Source organism: Streptomyces sp. NPDC034085, assembly GCF_055575555.1.
On sequence record NZ_JBVISL010000009.1, the window covers coordinates 79,738 to 96,614 of the forward strand.

The 16,877-nt window shown below is 75.5% G+C and carries 15 protein-coding genes; 3 read left to right on the forward strand and 12 right to left on the reverse strand.

Going from position 1 to position 16,877, the window contains the following annotated elements; all coding sequences use genetic code 11:
- Positions 1-87: 87 nt before the first annotated feature.
- A complete protein-coding gene (locus ACZ501_RS26880) occupies positions 88-873 on the reverse strand; it encodes a PIG-L deacetylase family protein (protein WP_468798835.1) in 786 nt (261 codons plus the stop codon).
- 230 nt (positions 874-1,103) lie between these two features.
- On the opposite strand from ACZ501_RS26880, the gene ACZ501_RS26885 reads away from it, so the two are divergent.
- Positions 1,104-2,003 carry an aminoglycoside phosphotransferase family protein gene (locus tag ACZ501_RS26885; RefSeq protein WP_468798837.1) on the forward strand — a complete coding sequence of 300 codons (900 nt, stop codon included), beginning with the start codon at positions 1,104-1,106 and terminating at the stop codon, positions 2,001-2,003.
- A 69-nt stretch (positions 2,004-2,072) separates the two neighbouring features.
- On the opposite strand, the gene ACZ501_RS26890 is transcribed toward ACZ501_RS26885, so the two are convergent.
- From ACZ501_RS26890 to ACZ501_RS26900, 3 genes are read right to left on the reverse strand one after another with little or no spacing between them, the layout of a single operon-like run.
- Complete coding sequence (locus ACZ501_RS26890; protein ID WP_468798839.1) at positions 2,073-2,963, reverse strand: NUDIX hydrolase; 891 nt, start codon at positions 2,961-2,963, stop codon at positions 2,073-2,075.
- The gene (locus ACZ501_RS26895) at positions 2,963-4,270 is read right to left on the reverse strand and encodes an MFS transporter (RefSeq protein WP_468798841.1); all 1,308 of its coding nucleotides are present in this window, start codon (positions 4,268-4,270) and stop codon (positions 2,963-2,965) included. The genes ACZ501_RS26890 and ACZ501_RS26895 overlap by 1 nt, the downstream gene beginning before the upstream one ends.
- Positions 4,267-6,279 (reverse strand): ATP-binding cassette domain-containing protein, encoded by a 2,013-nt coding sequence (locus tag ACZ501_RS26900; protein WP_468798843.1) that lies wholly within the window; start codon positions 6,277-6,279, stop codon positions 4,267-4,269. Before ACZ501_RS26900 ends, ACZ501_RS26895 begins: the two co-directional genes overlap by 4 nt.
- Before the next feature lie 426 nt (positions 6,280-6,705).
- On the opposite strand from ACZ501_RS26900, the gene ACZ501_RS26905 reads away from it, so the two are divergent.
- The gene (locus ACZ501_RS26905; RefSeq protein WP_361596233.1) at positions 6,706-7,608 is read left to right on the forward strand and encodes an NAD-dependent protein deacetylase; all 903 of its coding nucleotides are present in this window, start codon (positions 6,706-6,708) and stop codon (positions 7,606-7,608) included.
- 191 nt (positions 7,609-7,799) lie between these two features.
- Positions 7,800-9,182 (forward strand): FAD-dependent oxidoreductase, encoded by a 1,383-nt coding sequence (locus tag ACZ501_RS26910; RefSeq protein WP_468798845.1) that lies wholly within the window; start codon positions 7,800-7,802, stop codon positions 9,180-9,182.
- Here ACZ501_RS26910 and ACZ501_RS26915 read toward each other — a convergent pair.
- From ACZ501_RS26915 to ACZ501_RS26950, 8 genes are all read right to left on the reverse strand, one after another.
- The gene (locus ACZ501_RS26915) at positions 9,169-10,344 is read right to left on the reverse strand and encodes an MAB_1171c family putative transporter (protein ID WP_468798847.1); all 1,176 of its coding nucleotides are present in this window, start codon (positions 10,342-10,344) and stop codon (positions 9,169-9,171) included. The two genes, ACZ501_RS26910 and ACZ501_RS26915, sit on opposite strands and share 14 nt — an antisense overlap.
- A complete protein-coding gene (locus ACZ501_RS26920; protein ID WP_468798849.1) occupies positions 10,341-11,513 on the reverse strand; it encodes an MAB_1171c family putative transporter in 1,173 nt (390 codons plus the stop codon). The genes ACZ501_RS26915 and ACZ501_RS26920 overlap by 4 nt, the downstream gene beginning before the upstream one ends.
- A gap of 3 nt (positions 11,514-11,516) precedes the next feature.
- On the reverse strand, positions 11,517-12,110 hold the full coding sequence (locus ACZ501_RS26925) for a toxin-antitoxin system, toxin component (RefSeq protein WP_361596221.1): 594 nt from the start codon (positions 12,108-12,110) through the stop codon (positions 11,517-11,519).
- A gap of 524 nt (positions 12,111-12,634) precedes the next feature.
- The gene (locus ACZ501_RS26930; protein WP_468798851.1) at positions 12,635-13,627 is read right to left on the reverse strand and encodes a CU044_5270 family protein; all 993 of its coding nucleotides are present in this window, start codon (positions 13,625-13,627) and stop codon (positions 12,635-12,637) included.
- The gene (locus tag ACZ501_RS26935) at positions 13,624-14,310 is read right to left on the reverse strand and encodes an RNA polymerase sigma factor (RefSeq protein ID WP_468798853.1); all 687 of its coding nucleotides are present in this window, start codon (positions 14,308-14,310) and stop codon (positions 13,624-13,626) included. The genes ACZ501_RS26930 and ACZ501_RS26935 overlap by 4 nt, the downstream gene beginning before the upstream one ends.
- A gap of 67 nt (positions 14,311-14,377) precedes the next feature.
- Complete coding sequence (locus ACZ501_RS26940; RefSeq protein ID WP_468798855.1) at positions 14,378-15,037, reverse strand: nucleotidyl transferase AbiEii/AbiGii toxin family protein; 660 nt, start codon at positions 15,035-15,037, stop codon at positions 14,378-14,380.
- Positions 15,038-15,041: 4 nt separating this feature from the next.
- On the reverse strand, positions 15,042-15,407 hold the full coding sequence (locus tag ACZ501_RS26945) for a hypothetical protein (RefSeq protein WP_362461290.1): 366 nt from the start codon (positions 15,405-15,407) through the stop codon (positions 15,042-15,044).
- A gap of 109 nt (positions 15,408-15,516) precedes the next feature.
- Positions 15,517-16,782, reverse strand: coding sequence for an erythromycin esterase family protein (locus tag ACZ501_RS26950; protein ID WP_468798857.1), 1,266 nt, complete (start codon positions 16,780-16,782; stop codon positions 15,517-15,519).
- Between the last annotated feature and the right edge of the window lie 95 nt (positions 16,783-16,877).

Consider the following 16,877-nt stretch of genomic DNA (forward strand, 5'->3'; position numbering starts at 1 on the left):
GGGGCACGCAGGCGCTCCGGGAGCGCGGGCCGTTGGCTCTCTTTGGCCCTGCCGTCGCGCGCCCGGGGCGGGACCGCTGCGCGAAGGTCACGCCGTCCCCCCGGAAGGGACCGAATCGCGACGGCCCCGGCGGGCCGGGACGAGGTCGTGGCGGATGAAGTACTCGGTGCCGAGGACCACTTCCCTCTCCGGGGCCGGCAAGCCGCCCAGCAGGGCCGGGAGCGAGCGGCTGCGCACCGCCTCCGAGCGGTGCGCCCGGATCGCGGCCCACTTCCGGTCGGCCCAGGGACGGACGTCCACCGCCGCGCCGACCAGGGCGGCCGGGACGGTGTGCAGGCGCTTGCCGACGCTCGCGACGAGGCCGGCCAGGATCGCGGTCGCGGGGTCCGGGTCCGGGTGCGCGGACAGGTACAGGGCGCCGGGCCGCCACGGCGGCCCGGCCACGGGGTGGAGGTCCGGGCGTCCGGCCGCGTGGGCGGCGAGCAGCGTGACGCGGTGGGTGTGCACGTGGTCGGGATGGCCGGAGGAGCCGTGGGCGTCGTGGCTGACGACGATGTCCGGGCGGAAGTCGCGGATGTGGGCGACGACGCGTTCCACGGCTTCCCCCAGGGGCGCGTCGCAGAACCGGGGCTGCCCGGGAGCGGAGTCCGGGACCCGGTGGTCGGCGTATCCGAGCATGCGGGGCTCCGCGGCCACCCCGAGAAGCGCGAGGCCGTCGGCGAGTTCGGCGGCGCGATGGCTGTCGCGGGCCCAGGTGGCCGTGACGACGGCGGTGCGGGCGCCGGCTGCCGCGTGCCGGGCGAGGATCCCCCCGGCCGCGAGGGACTCGTCGTCGGGGTGGGCGTAGACCGCGAGGACGCTCGGTGCGGGCACGGACGGCTCCGTTCTGCCGGGAGGCGGGGATCTCGGGTGGTGACGGGACGGCCGGTGGCGGGTGTCGGGGACCTGGGGCAGCCAGACGGCGCTGCCGTGGTGGCTCTGGTCGGCGCGGCCCGCGGTGCTCGGCGTTGGGTTCTCCGGGAGGGATCGTCGATTCCGGTCGGAGAGCCGGGTCTTTTCGGGAACATCGTCGCCTCCGCGTGCACCCCGTAGGGTGACTCCGCATGATCGAACACAAGACCGAGATCAGCGAGGGCCTGGTTCGCGACCTGCTGCGGGATCAGCATCCCGACTTGGCCGCGCTGCCCATCCGCGAGGTGGCGGGCGGCTGGGGCAACCAGATGTGGCGCCTCGGGGACGAGTTGGCGGTCCGCATGCAGCGGATGGACACCGACCCGGATCCGCAGCTCAAAGAGCGCCGGTGGCTGCCGATGCTGGCCCCGGGCCTGCCGCTGCCCATCCCGGTCCCGGTGCGGGACGGTGCGCCGTCCGAGCGCTTCCCGAAGATCTGGACCGTCATGACGTGGGTCGAGGGCACGCCGCTGGACCACGGCTCGATCACCCGCGGCGACCACGCGGCCGACACCCTGGCGGCCTTCCTCAAGGCCCTGCACGTGGAGGCGCCCGCCGAGGCGCCGGACGCCTCGGACCGCCGCCGTCACCCCAAGGAGTGCGTGGAGGGCTTCGAGCGCGTCCTGGGGGCCGTGGACCTCGGCCACTTCGCCCAGGACGACATCCGGGCCGTGTGGGACGACGCGGCCGCGGCTCCGGGGTGGCGGGGCCCGCGCGTGTGGGTGCACGGCGACCTGCACCCCGCGAACGTCGTCGTCGCGGAGGGGACGCTGACGGGCGTCGTCGACTTCGGCGACGTCTTCGCCGGCGACCCGGCCTGGGACCTCGCGGCCGCCTGGGTGCTGCTCCCCGCGGGCGGCGCCTCCCGCTTCTTCGACAGCTATGGGCAGGCGGACGAGGCGGCGGTACGCCGGGCGCGTGGGCTGGCCGCGATGAAGAGCCTGTTCCTGATGCTGATGGGGCAGAACGGGGAGCGCGGCCTGCCGGGCGGCAAACCGCACTGGGGGCCCGCAGGCCGGTCGGCGCTCGAACGCGTCCTGAAGGGGCACTGACGTCCGCACCGGTCGACCGACGCGGGACTCGATGGTCCGGCACAGGCAGCCGCCGGTGCGGGCGGGCGGTCACGTCCAGCCGAGCTCGGTGTAGAGGCGGCCCGCGCGGATGCCCTCGATCGCCGTCCGCGCGTACGGGACGATCCGCTCGGGCAGTGCGTCCACCGGCCACCAGTCCCAGGAGACGCACCGGTCGGGCTCCCGTACCTCAGGCGTTCCCGTCCACCGGTGCGCGCGGAAGACGAGCCCCATGCGGGGCTGCCCGCCGGCGTGGTCCACGGTGTGGACGACGTGGACGAGTTCCACGCCGGCCCGGTCGATGACGAGGCCGGTCTCCTCCCGCGCCTCCCGGACCAGGCAGGCGACGGCCGATTCCTGCTCGCAGTGGCCGGCCGGGAAGTGGTGGGCGGAGGGCGCGAACGCGGAGTCGGGGTGACGGAGCCCCAGCAGGACCTTGCCGTTCTCCTCCAGGTACAGGTGGACGCCCACCACGTGGGGGCGGGCCCGGCCGCCCGGCCGGGCCCGGGCCGGCAGGGGGACGCGGGCGGGGGACCGGGCCTGGTGGAGGGCGATGACGTCCTTCGTCCACGGGCACATCGTCAGGAAGGGGACGGTGGCCGCGTCGAAGTGCCGGAACATGATGCCCTCCGGGCAGGGGAGTGCGTCCGCGTCGCCGTCCCAGGAGCCGAGGTAGACCCGGATCCGCCCCTTGGCACCGCCCGGGCCCACGCTGTCGACGACCGTGAACTCCTCCAGCGGCACCGCCAGCCCGGTCTCCTCCCACAGCTCCCGGGCGACCGCCTCCCGGGCCGGCTCCTCTCCCTCGCGGTCCCCGCCCGGGATCGACCACGTGCCCGGGTCGCAGATCTCCTTGTTGGCGTCGCGCAGGTGCAGCAGGTACCGGCCGCTGCTGTCGACCAGCAGCGCGGCGGTGCCGCGGGGTTCGTCGTACGGGGGCATCACGGGCTCCTCGGGGAAGGGGGTGCAAGGGAGGCCGGTTGTGCCGGCATGGCGGTCAGGCGGGATACGGGCGAGCGCCACAGCACCACCACCGGAACCAGGAGCAGCAGCGTTCCCGCGGCCAGCGCGGCCCGGACTCCGTACGCGGCGGCCAGACCCCCGGCGGCCAGGGCGGCGAAGGGCCGGCTCCCGGTGACGAGCCAGGTGGAGGTCTGCTGGGCCCGCGACTGGAGTCCGGGCGGGCAGATCTGCTGGCGCAGGGAACGCTGGGTGGTGCCGGCCACGGCCGCCGCGCCCAGCTGCGCCGCCCCCGCGAGCGCCACCGCGGCCAGCCACGGCGCCCCCGGGCGCGCGAGCAGCAGCGGCACGCCGGTCACCGGGTACGCGGCGAAGCCGGCCAGCAGCACCCGGCCGGGCCCGTACGCGGCGACGATCCGGGGCGCGGCCAGCGAGCCGGCCAGGGCCCCGGCTCCGGAGGCGCCCATGACGATGCCCAGGCCCGTCGCGCCGGCGTCCAGGGCGGTCAGCAGGTGGAACGCGAAGAACGTGGCGACCATCCCCGTGGCGAAGCCCGTGACGGCCAGCGACGCCACCAGGGCGCGGACGACCGGCGTACGGGCCGTGTAGCGCAGCCCCTCCCGGATCTCGGCCAGGATCCCGGGCCGGGGCCCGGTGTTCGGTACGGGCGCCCCGGCGACCGGGATCCGGCTCGAGTACCAGGCGCTGACCAGGTACGAAGCCGCGTCCAGCCAGAACGCGCGGGCGGCCCCGGCCACGGCGACCACCGCGGTGCCCAGGTACGTCCCCGCGGTGTCGGCCGCGCCGAACAGCGCCCCGACGCCCGCGTTGGCCCGGTGCAGCAGCGGTGCCCCGACCAGCTGGGGCACCATCGCGATGGCGGCCGCCTGGTGCACCACCGCCACCGCCCCCAGCACCACCGCGACCCCGTACAGCAACGGGACCGACAGGGTGCCGGCCACGGCCGCGGCGGGAATGACCGCCACCACCGTCGCGCCCGCGAGGTCGCCGGCCACCATCAGCGTCCGCTTGGGGTGCCGGTCGACCAGCGCCCCGGTCGGCAGCGCCAGGACGAAGACGGGGAGCTGGGCCAGGAAGGCGAGCAGCGCGACCTGCCCCGGCCCCGCGTGCAGTTCGAGGACGGCCAGCGCGGGCAGCGCCACGAGGTGCACCGACGTACCGAGCAGGTTGACGGACTCCCCCCGCAGGTAGGGCCCGAGGGCGGGGTGCCTCCACAAGGGGCCCTCGCGGCCGGGGGTGGTCGTGGGCGTCGGTGTCGGGACGGTCACGCGTGCTCCCCGCTGGGCAGGCGGTCGTGGCGGCCGGCCCGCTGGGACGGGAGGGAGTCGGTGAAGGCGGTCGCCTGGACGAGGTAGGCGTCGCGGAAGTCCCCGGTTCCGGTCCGCTCGTCCATGAGTTCCTCGAAGGTGCCGGATTCGGCCAGCCGGCCGTCCTTGAGGACGTGGATCAGGTCGGCGTGGCGGACCGCGTGCAGCCGGTGGGTGATCAGCACGATCGTCTGCCCGCCGGTGGCCCGCTCGCGGATCCGGTCGAAGACCTTCTGCTCCGCCATCGGGTCGAGGGCGCTGGTGGGTTCGTCCACGATGAGGATCGCGGCGTCGCGGTAGTGGGCGCGGGCGATGCCGATGCGCTGCCACTGGCCGCCGGAGATCTGGTGACCGCCGCGGTAGCCGCGGCCCAGCAGCGTCGTCAGGCCGCGGGGGAGCCCGGCGAGGACCTCGTCGGCGCCGGAGAAGGCGGCCGCGGCCCGTACGGCGTCGTCGTCGATGTCCGCGCCGGGCCGGCCGATGCCGATGTTCACCCGGGCGGTGAAGGGCCAGTTGTAGAAGTTCTGGGACATCAGGGCGACCCGTTCGAAGATCTGCCGGCGGCACGCGCCGCGGGCGTCGACGTCGTCCCACCACACGGTGCCGCCGCCCTCGTCCGGCAGGTACAGCCCCGACAGCAGCTTGACCAGGGTGGACTTGCCGGAGCCGTTCTCCCCGACGAGCGCCACGATCTTCCCCATGGGGAAGGTGAGGGAGACCTCGCGCAGGGCCGGCTCGGGAGCCTCCCCGGAGCCGCCGCTGCCGGGATAGGTAAACGTCACCTTCTCGAACCGCACTTCCCGCACCCGCTCCGGGAGGGCGGCGCCGCCGGCCGGGATGGCGCGGGCCTCCGCCTCCGCGCAGAGGTGCTTGAAGTCGGCGACGAAGAGGCTCTCCTGGTACAGCTCGGTGACCTGGAGGACCAGGCTGTCCAGGCTGGCCGCGCCGGTACGGATGGCCAGGACCGCCGTCCCGGCCACCGCGAGGTCCATCCGGCCGGCCCACAGCAGCAGCCCCAGCGCCCCGTAGGTGGCCAGGGCAGCGAGCCCGCCGGCGGCGTCGGCGGCGAGGCCGGTCCGGGCGGCCCGGCGGGCCAGCCGGGTCTGCTCGCGTTCGTTGGTCTCGGCCATGCCGCGGAAGTGCGTGAGCAGGAACGGGCCGACGTCGTGCACGCGTACCTCGGCGGCGGCCTGCTGCTGGGTGAGGAGCTGGCCCAGCAGGTGCCCGGCCCGGGCGTGCTGGAGGAAGGAGTGGAAGGAGACGTAGCGCTGGCGGCTGATGACGAGGGCCCCCCAGGCGCTGGGCAGGGTCATCAGCACCAGCAGGGGCAGCAGCAGCGGATGCAGGACGGTCAGCACGCCGGCCGCGGCGATCAGGGAGACCGCCGAGTTCAGGACGCTGGTGCAGTAGCGGATCATGCGGCGGGCCGAGTCGGCGCCGTACCGGGCGGCGTCCATCAGCCGGTGGAACTCGTCGTCCTCGATCGCGGTCAGCTCCACCCGGTGCCCGAGGTCCAGGTACTGCTCGGTGGCCAGCCGCTGGACCTTCGGCTCCAGCGCCCCCGTCGCGGCCGTGGAGGCCGACCGCAGCAGCGACCCGACCACCCCGGTCACGGCCGTGAGGAGCAGTGCGGGCACCGCCGCGGTGAGCCGGGCGGTGGTGGGGCCGGAGGCCATGAGGTGGCCGAGGACCGCGTTGACCGCGACCAGCCCGGCGGCCTGGGCGGTGCCGCGGCCCAGCTCGGCGGCCAGCACGGTCCGCAGGGCCGGCGCGTCGGCCAGGCGGGCGAGGCGCAAGGCGGTGCCCACCATGGCGGGCAGGTCCCGGGCCATCGTCCACAGCCCGAGCCCCAGCCAGGCCCCCTCGTGCTTGTCCCACCCGATGTCGTACGCCAGCGGCCCGCCGAACAGCAGCCGCTCCGACTCCGACACCCCCGCGGCGACGGCCGCGGACTCCGGTTCCCCGCTCATGCGGCCCTCCCCGTACCCGGCCGCGAGCGGCGGCAGCCCGGGCGCGCGGGGCCGTCAACACGGCGCCCGGCGCTTTCGGGCCGGCAGGACGCGGGGCGGGGATGTTCGAATGCGGTGGGGTCTGCGGGGCGGGCGGGCGCGGGCTTCACGGCATCCTCCGGATGGGCGTACGACTGGCACAGGTGCTCTAAGAACGGCTCCCGGACGGGTCCGTCACGGCCCCTCCGAGGGCGTTTCGTGAACGAATGTTCTGGAGGTCGGCGCCGGTCTTGCGGGGCCTGATCCGGCGGGGTTCAAACTCGCTCGAACAGGGCCGGGTCACCCGCCCGGGGGATTGCTGGCCCGGGCCGTGGGCGACCGCCGCGCGCGGCGCGGGCGGGGCCCGCCGGTACGACCGGTGCCGGCGCGGTTCCGTACGCTGGCAGCATGCGGATGCGTCCCACCCTGAGCTGGACCCCCACCGGGAGCCTGCCGCCGCCCACCACCGATCTGGGCCCGGTGGCCGACGCGCTCGGCGCCGGCGGCGTGCTGGTGCTCACCGGGGCGGGCATCTCCACGGAGTCGGGCATTCCCGCCTACCGCGGCGAGGGCGGGAGCCTGACCCGGCACACGCCGATGACCTACCAGGACTTCACCGCCAGTGCTCAGGCGCGCCGCCGGTACTGGGCGCGCAGCCACCTGGGCTGGCGCACGTTCGGCCGGGCCCGGCCGAACGCCGGGCACGAGGCGGTGGCGGCGTTCGGCCGGCACGGGCTGCTCACCGGGTTGATCACCCAGAACGTCGACGGGCTCCACCAGGCGGCCGGCAGTGACGGCGCGGTGGAGCTCCACGGGAGCCTCGCCCGGGTCGTCTGCCTGTCGTGCGGTGCCGCCGGCCCGCGCAGCGAACTCGCCCGGCGGCTGGAGGAGGCCAACGCGGGCTTCGCGCCGGTGGCCGCGGCCATGAACCCGGACGGCGACGCGGACCTCACGGACCAGCAGGTCGGGGACTTCCGCGTGGTGCCCTGCGCGCTCTGCGGCGGCATCCTCAAACCGGACGTGGTGTTCTTCGGCGAACCCGTCCCCCCGAGCCGGGTCGAGCACTGCCGCGAACTGGTCGGTGCGGCCACGTCCCTGCTGGTCCTGGGCTCCTCGCTGACGGTGATGTCCGGGCTCCGCTTCGTCCGCCAGGCGGCCCGGGCCGGCAAGCCGGTCCTGATCGTCAACCAGGACCCGACCCGCGGCGACGAGCAGGCCGCCGCCCGGGTCGCCCTCCCCCTGGGGGCGGCCCTCACCGCGGTGGCGGCCCGGCTGGACGTCCCCGTGACGGGCCGGGCGACGCCCTCGTAGCGGCGGCGCGCCCGCCGCGGAGCCGCGCTCCCGCACCGCGGACGGGTGAGCCGTGGCCACCGGGCCGCCCGCCGCCCGCGATGGCCCCCGCCTCCCGGCCGCCCGCCGCCCGCGGCGAACCCCCCCGCCTCCCGGCCCAAGATCGCCGAGCGGTAGGCTCGACCCGCAACACGACGCGAACAGGAGCTTCAGTGGCGCGAGTTGCGGTGATCGGCGGGGGTATCAGCGGGCTGGGAACGGCCCTCATGCTGGGGCGGCGGGGCCATGCGGTCACGCTGTTCGAGCAGGACGGGCGAGAGGTCGCGGAGGCCCCGGAGGGCCTCGACCGGGACTTCTTCCACTGGGACCGGCCCCGCGTCCCGCAAGCCGTACAGCCCCACTCCTTCCTGGCGCCCGTCCGCACGGTGCTGCGCGACGAGATCCCCGACGTGTACGCCGACCTGCTGGCGCGCGGGGCCCGCGAGTACCACGAGTTCGACTGGTTCGCCGAGCACCCGCCGCACCGGGACGGCGATGAGGAACTGGTGACCCTGCGCACCCGCCGCATCGTGCTGGAGGCCGCCCTGGCCGCCGCCGTCCGGCGGGAGCCCGCGGTCGACGTACGGCGGGGCAGCCGGGTGAGCGGCCTCCGCATCACGCAGGGCCGCCCTCCCCGGGTCACCGGCGTGCACGCGGAGGGGCGGGAGCACCCCGCGGACCTCGTCGTCGACGCGTCCGGCCGCCGCTCGCCGGTGCCCGCCTGGCTGACCGCGGCCGGCTGCCGCCCGCCCGTCGTCGACAGCCACCGCACGGGGCTCGCGTACTTCTGCCGCTGGTACCGGCTGCGGGCCGACGGCCCGCGCGACCCGGGACGGGTCAAGACCGGCTCGTCCGCACCGTTCGCCCTCGCCGGCGTCTTCCCCTCCGACAACGACGCCTTCGCCCTGCACCTGGTGCTCTCCACGGGCGATCCGACCCGCGGTGCGCTCACCGACCCCGCCGTGTTCGAGGCCGCCGCCCGCCGCTTCCCCGCCGCCTCCGCCTGGCTCGGCCTGGACCCCGAACCCCGGTCGCCCGTCCTGGCGATGGCCGGCCTGGACAACCGCTGGACCTCCCTCACCGACGCCGAAGGCCCCGTCGTCACCGGCCTGGTCAACGCCGGGGACAGCCTCGTCCACACCAACCCCACCCTGGGCCACGGCGCCGCCCTCGGCCTGCGCGCCGCCCGGCACCTCGCCACCCATGCCGACCGCATAACCGCCGACCCCATGGCCTACCACACCTGGACGGCCCAGGCCCTGCGCCCCTGGTACGACGCCCAGGTGACGGCCGACCGCGCCAACGAGCAGCGCCTCGCCGAGAGCACGCCCCTCTCCGACCGGCGGGCCGCCGCGGTGGGCGCCTGCGCCTTCGACGACCCGGTCGTCATGCGGGCCCGGGCCCAGGTGCGCCACCTCGTACGCCGGCCCCCCGAGGCCTACGGCACCGACGAGGTGGACCGCCACGTCACCGCCTGGCTGGCCGCCCGCCCGGACTTCACCCCCGCGCACGACGGCCCGACGCGGGCCGAGTGGGACGCCCTCATCCCCGCCTGAGCGCTGCCCCGCGCGCGCCGCTCTCCCGGCCGGACGGGTGGTCGAGGACGGCCAGGACGCGCAGCGCGTCCGAGAGGCGGACCAGCTGCGCGTCGTCGCCGGCGAGCATGTCCTCCAGGCTGGGGTCCGCCTCCTGGCCGGGGCGGGTGCCGCGCAGGGCGGCGAACGCCGCGGCCACCAGGGCGACGTGGCGCGCCGCGTCCGGCTTCAGCGCGCCGGGGCGCGCGTCCCCGCGCCCGCCCTGCTCCGCCCCGCGGTCCAGGCGCGGCGCGATCAGCCGCAGGCCGTCGCGGATGTCGCAGGTCCGGCGTAACTGGCGCTTGCCGAGCGAGGACCACCAGGGGATGCGTACCAGCTCGTACGGGGTCACCGCGCGCATGGTCAGCCACAACGGGCGCAGCCGCCGGTACCGGGACCAGCGGCGCCACAGGCTCGTCACGCCCTGGCTCGCGGAGGGCAGGGCCAGGCCGACGCACTGGAGGAGGGAGGCCAGGGAGGACACCGTCGGGGCGACGGTGGTGCTGACGCCGTCCCAGTCGTGGCCGGTCCACCGCGCCCCGATGGCCAGGAACTTGCACGCGACGTACCCCAGGCTCAGGACCGAGCCGGTCACGATGAGCAGCAGCCCGCTGCGCAGCAGGCCCGGCACCTCACGGGCCCAGCGCCAGCACAGGCGGGCCAGGACCAGGTTCGCCAGCCCGTACGACAGCACGCACAGGACGACCATCTCCCGCAGGTACGGGGTGGTGGCGTAGTAGGTGTCGAAGTCCCGCAGGCGTTCGTCGGACGCGTCCCCGAGGGCGAACAGGGCGGACTGCGCCGCGATCACCGCCCCGTACACGCCCACGCACCAGCGCGTGGCGCACCGGCGCCGCTCCTCCGGGCCGCCGCGCCAGATGATGGTGAGGTTGACGAGCGCCGCGCTGGCGGCGGTGACGATGCCGTACACCAGCGGAACCGAGAAGTTCGGGACGCCCGTGAGCGCGTTCACCTGCGAGATCGTCGGCGGCGCGGCGAAGAAGAAGACGGCGGCCCCCAGCGGCAGGAGCAGCGACACCGAGCGGACGAGGGGATCGCGCCAGTGCCGGAGGAGCGCGGGCGCCCTCAGGGCGAAGGCCGCGCACAGGACGCCGACGAGGAGGTAGAAGTACACGGAGGTCATGCGTGCTCCCTCTCCGGGGCCGGCCCGACCGCGGCCCCGGTGGGGATCCGGGCCAGCGCCTGCGAGATCCGTACGAGATCGCGCGGTTCACGCGGGTCCGCCTGGAGGCCCCGCGAGGAGGCGATCACCTGGCGCTCGGGGTCGGCGCGCAGCGCCTCGACCGCGGCGACGACCATGACCGCGTCCGCGTCCGCCGACGCGTCCTCGTCGGCGGCACCGTTGGCCAGCGCCGTGGCGCGGGCGCGTGCGCGCAGGGCGAGGTCGAAGTAGGGGTTCAGGGTGAGCAGGCCGTCGTGGATGCCCGATTCGCGGTGCAGGCGGCGGACGCCCGCGGTGGAGAGCAGGGGCACCCTCACCGAGGAGGCGGTCGGCGTCAGCTCGCGGAGCAGCCGTGACAGGGTGCCCAGCCGGCGGTAGCGGGTCCACTCCCGCCAGGGTTCCTTGAAGCGCTGGACGAAGAGGGGGACGCCGAAGCCGAGGAGGACGAAGGTGAAGGAGGCCGTACCGAAGGGCCGTGCCGCGTGGGTGCTGAGGTGGTCCCAGTCCACGCCGGCCCAGCGGGCGCCCACGGCGGCGAACTTGCACACGTCGAAGCCGAGGGCGAGGGTGTACCCGGCGATCAGGAGGCCCAGGCCCGCACGGAGTTCCCCGGAGACTTCGCGCAGCCAGCGCCAGCACAGGGACGCCATGACCACCGCCGCGGCCGAGTGGCCCACCAGGTAGAGCACGGTCATCTCGCGGATGTACGGCGTGTGGGCGTAGTAGGTGTCCAGGTCCTCCAGCCGCTCGACGGGCGCCTCGCCGAGGGCGAACAGCACGAACATCGCCGCGCCCAGGACGGCGTAGGTCCCCCCGCACCAGCGGGTGGCCCGCCGGATGCGGGCCGGCGGGCCGCCGCGCCAGTTGATGATCAGTACGATGCCGGAGCCGCAGCAGGCCATCAGGATCGAGTACAGCAGGGGCGCGGCGAAGTTCGGCACGCCCGTCGTCTCGTTGACCTTGACGATCATCGAGGTCGACCCGAAGTAGAAGACCCCGGTGGACGTCAGCAGGAACACCACCACGGCCCGCAGGAGGGGATCGCGGGCGTTCCTGCGCAGGCGGGGGAGCCGGACGAGGACGGCCACCGTTCCCAGCGCCGCCAGGACGAAGAAGGCGAGGTCGGACACCGGTCAGCCCCGTATGCCGTGCTGGCCGAGCGCGGCCGCGATGCGGCCGGAGGTCGTGGCACGGTCGAGCACGTCCGGACCGGGGGCCGCCAGCAGGTGCCGTACGGCGTGCGCGAGTTCCAGGCCGTAGCGCTCCGCGGCCTGCTCCTCGCCGGCGTGCTTCCTGGCGGCGGAGCGGTCCTGCTTCAGGAGCGCGGGGCTGTGGCGGCCGGCGACGGCCAGGGCCGACGCGACCGCCTCCTGTAAGCCGGCGTCGTGGCGCAGCAGACGCGCGGCCGCGGAGCCGTCGGTGACGTGCTGGTGGCAGTGCCCGAGCTCCAGGTGGCGCAGCTCGTGCCCGGTGATGACGATCTGGTGTTCCGCCACCGTCCGCTGTTCCACGACGACGAGGTCCCGCTCCCCGAGGTTCAGGGCGAGACCGCTGGCGGTGCCCGGCGGGAAGGAGGTGGCGCGGAACTCGATCCTGCGCCCCCGGCGCCGCCCCATGGCCTCGCAGAGCGCGCGGCAGATCAGCTCGGCCGGCACCGGCGAATCCAGGTGGCCGATCCCCTCCACGAGAGCACCCACCGACTGCCGTATGTCCCGTTGCTTGAACACGTGTCTCCCCCATCCCCCTGTTCCGCCGGGGGCAGGAGTCCGTGCCCCCGCGGATTCCACACGGCCGGCCCGCGCGGCCTCTGCCCGCGCACCGCCCTCCGCCCTCCGCGCCGCGAGCGGCGAAGGGCACCACCCCCCGAGTGCCCGGGCGCGTACCGCGCGGCGCGCCTCGGCGCGCATCGCCGGCCGGTTCATGGTCCCCCCTCGGCGTCCGCCCCACCCGTCTTCGGGGGCGTCGAGCCGTTCGAGCGGCCTGGTACGCCCCGCGCCGGGCAGCCGGGAGGCGTGCGGCGCGAAGCCGCCGGCGCCGTGGCGCGCGTACGGACCCGGCCGGCCGGGTCCGTACGCACACCCTCCCGGAACAGCGCCGTCCCGACGACTGCCGGCGCGCAGGACGCGGCGCCGCCACCTCGGCCCAGTACAACGCCGATGCTGCCACAGGGGCGGCGGCTGCTCCACGGATCTTCGGCCAAACTGCCCCGGGGTGGCAGGAAGTCGGCCCCGCTCGGCGACACGCCTCCCGCTTACGGAAGCTGCTCCGGGCGGTCGGTGACGCCCCGGCCGACGACGGCCACCGACGTCACCTCGCTGCCGGCCCTGCCCCAGGTGCCGTCCTTCAGGAGGACGGTGCGCTCCCCCATGAACCCCAGGCTCCCCTCGTCGAAGATCCACTCGGTCCGCTCGCCGTCGTGCACCCTGGCCACCGCGACGCCGGTCCGCCCCGCCGCGTCCGTCGCCCCGGGAACGAGTACGACGCCCGGGATGCGGGCCGCGACGCGGTAGAGGGCCGCGCTGAGACCGGGCGGGGTTCCGCCCCTCTTCAGGATGTCGCCGATCATGACGAAGGCCTCCTGGTCGGGGCCGGTGGTCGACCCGGAGCCCGGGCCGTGGTTCAGCCGCGCGTCGGCGTAGATCACCTTCCGCAGCCGGTCGGGGTCGGTCGGCAGGGTCTCCAGGAAGCGGTACGTGGGGCCGTTGAGGGTCGGCTTCCCTTCCGGCGGGTGGGTGCCGGTGCCCCGTGCCGTGCGCGTGGTCGTGGCGGCGGTGCCGTCGACCGAGACCCAGACCTCGGCCGACTGGTCGATGCGGGACGCCTCCATCCCGCCCCCGGCGACTTCGGACAGGGCCGTGGAGTGGCCGACCGTCTTCGTGTAGAGGAACTGCCCGTCGCGCACGGACGGCGCCGGCGCCTGGGCCGCGGCCCAGGCCACCCGGTCCAGGAACCGCACGGCCGCCGGCTCGGGGCGGGCGGCCCGCGGGTGTTCCGCGGGGCCGCTGCCCGACAGGACGAAGGCGCCGACCACGGCGCATGCGGCGGCCGCCGCCGCCAGGGAGAGGAACAGGGGGCGCCCGGCCCGGCCGGCGGCGGGGCGCCCTTCCGCGGCTTCGCGCATCAGGTGGCCCCTGATCAGGTGCTGGTTGCGGAAGGGCAGTTCCGCGTCGGAGAGCCCCGGCAGGTGCCGGAGGACCTCGTCGCGTGCGGACGGTTCGACGCGTGCGTCGTCGGCGGCGTTCACAGGTTCTCCTCCTGTGCGGTACGGCGTGCGGAGGCGGGCCCGTCGAGCGGCTCGCCGAGGGGTCTCCGGAGCGGTTCGCCGAGCGGTTCCCGCAGTGGTTCCCCGAGAGGTCCTCCGAGCGGTTCCCGCAGTGGTTCCCCGAGAGGTCCTCGAAGCGGCTCCCCGAGCGGTTCCCGGGCGAGCTCCGCGGTGGTGAGCGTGCGGAGCCGCCGGCGTGCCCGCGACAGCCGGGAGCGGGCCGTGGCCTCCGGGACGCCGCACGCCTTCGCGACCTCGGCCTGGCTGAGGCCGGACCAGACGGACAGGACGATGACCTCGCGGTCCGTGCGCCGCAGCCGGTCCAGGGCCGCGAGCGCCGCCCGGGACCTGGCCGTGTCCGTGATGCGGGAGACCACCGCGTCCGCCAGGTCCGGGACGGCCTCCGACCGGGGGAGGCGGGCCATCGCCTCCCTGTGCCGGCGCGCGGCCCTGCGGGTGTTGCGCATGACGTTGGTGGCCACCCCGAGCAGCCACGCCCGGTGGCTCGTGACGTCGTCGAGGGTCTGGCGGAGCCGCCAGGCCTCGAGGAAGGTGAGGGAGACGACGTCCTCCGCCCCGGTGCGGTCGGACGTCATGCGGACGGCGTGCGCGTACACGGCCCCGGCGTGCGCATCGTAGATTTCCGCGAACAGTTGCTGGTCCACACCGGGTAGTGTCCGCTCGGCCCGGACCGTTGCATGTGACGCCCGACACACCGCCGGCCGCTACGGCTCAGAACCCGTCGTCGTGCAGGCGCCGCCCGAGGTCGGTGGCCCAGTCCAGGGCCCATGCCCGCAGGTCCGCCGTCTCGCGCTCCGTGAGGCCGTAGGCGGCGAACTCCTCGTCGTCGGCCCAGTCCGCGCCGACGAGGCGGTCGCGGAGGTCGGCCAGGCGGAACTCGTCGCGGCCGTGGCGTTCGCCGAGGCGTTCGAGTTCGTGGAGGGTGCGGTGCCGGGAGGCGGCGTGGACGTCGATGAGGTCGCGTACGGCCCCGCGGTCGGCCAGCGCGCGGACCTTGGTGCCGATGACGGAGTCGAGGGCGAGGACGGGCCCGTACGCGGTCTGGGCCGGGGGCGTCCAGAAGTGCTCCTTGAGGACGTCGACTTCGCACCGCCCGCCGGTGTCCGGGTCGGTGACCATGAGGCGGGCGGAGAGCGCGTCCACGTCGATGACCTCCACCCGCCAGCCGCGCTCCGTCAGCCCGCCCTCCAGCCCCGCGACGATCTCGGCCATCGGGGCCGGGTTCTCGGTGGCGACGTCGAGGTCCTGGCTGAGGCGGTCGACCAGGCCGTGGGCCTGGACCGCGTACCCGCCGGTGATGACGAGGGGGTAGGGCGCGCCGATGTCGAGCACGGCGGCGAGCAGCCGACGGTGCAGATCGCTGAGGTTCACGGGGTCACGCCGCGGCGGATCCGGCGGGCGCCAGCTCGGGGAAGGCCTCCTCCCAGACCTGCCGGACGTGCCGGCTGACCAGGGTGCGCAGGACGGGCCACTGGGCGAGGAGCAGGTCCCGGTTGAGGAGCTTGACCAGGTCCTCGTGCTGCCCCTCGGCGAGGACCGTGCGGTAGAGGCCCATGCGCAGGCGCGGGCGGTCCAGGTCGTAGGACCGCAGCCCGGACCAGGCCACGTGCAGGGGGAGGTCGATCACGCCGTGCTCGGGTCCGGCGAGCTCCTCGAGGGCGGCGGGCAGCCGGCCCGCGTACCGGGCGTGCAGGACCTCGGCCGCCGACGGGCCGGGAGGAGAGGAGTGCGGCGTGACCATGCCCCCGATTATCCCGCGTCCCGCCCGCCCCCGGTACCGCAGACGCGTCACACCGCCCAGTGGCACGCCGTCGCCCCGCTCCGCCCGGCCGGCTCTGCCGTACGACCGGCTACGGGGCCTCGTACGGCCGAGAGCTGCTCGAGACCGCGACGTAGGCCAGGCCGTCGTACGCCTCGGCCAGGATCACCGGCGTCAGGTGGAAACGGTAGGTCCAGCGAGGCACCAGCGCGCCGAAGGTCCGCGTCGGGTGGGGGTCGTGCAGCCACTGGCGCACGGCCGGCGGCGCGTCGGCCGTCCGGCGGAGGTCCACGAGGTGGTCGCCCGGGTGCGCGGCGGCCAGCTGGGTTTCCAGTGCGGCAGCGCGGGCCGGGCCAGTCCGGTGGGAGGCGACGGCCCTGGGACGCGGCCGTGCCCATGGGCCCGGCCAGATCCGGCCGGCCCGGAACGAGCCCCGGCCGAAGAGCAGGCCCAGGGCGTAATAGGCGCCGCCGTGCCGGGCGCGGAGGTGGCCTCCCAGTGCCGGTGCGGTCCGACCGCTCGGGGCGGCGGTGATGTGGCCGTTGTGTGCCCACAGGGCGACCCGGGCCGACGGATCGGCGAGGAGCCCGCTCACGGCGTCGGCCATGTACCGGTCGCGGGCGGCGGAAGCGGTCCGCCGGCCCTCCCGGTGCCACCGGGGGAGGGTCACCACGTCGGCGGCGTGGCGGAGGATGCGCGCGTGGCGCAGGGCGTCGGCTTCCCCCGGGGCGTTCGCCACGAGGAAGTCCAGCAACCTCTCGGCGTCGTGGACCAGACGCTGCTCGGGATCGGGGCGCGATCCCGGTTGTGCGCGGGCGAGTACGCGGAGCGGGGAGAGGTACGCGGCCACGCGTGCGGCTCCCAGACGCTGCAACGAGGCGTCGAGCACGGCGAGGGAGCCGCCGCACTGCTGCGGGTCGACGCCTGCGAAGCGCACCTTGTGGGCCTCGGACCGGCCCCGGTTGTAGGCCCGCATCCACTCGATCACCGCGAGCACCTCCCGGGTGCGCCACGTCCAGAACCCGAGCCCGGCCAGAGCCTTCGCGCCGTCACCGACGCCGTGACGTACGTAGGCGTCGACCGCCGGCGCCGCCGACGCGCTCGCCTCCATGGCCAGGACCGAGAAGCCGAGCTCTGTCACCAGGAACTCGAGCAGGCGGTGCTTCAGCCGGAAGAACTCGCTCGTTCCGTGCGTGGCCTCCCCCAGGCCCACGATCCGTACGCCGTCGAGAACGCTCTTCAGCGGCTGGAGGTCGGTGGTGGACGTGCCCGCGTCCAGGCTGTGCAGCGGTAACGCGCTCCGGGCCAGCCAGCCGCGCACCTCGCCGGCCGCGGGCTCGTGATGCGTCGTCGGCATGGTGGTGGAGGCTACCCCCGCGGGGCTGGTCCGGCGAGGGTCATCGACGCTCTGCGCAGCGGGGGTTGTGCGTACGAAGCACGCGTGGCCGGGGG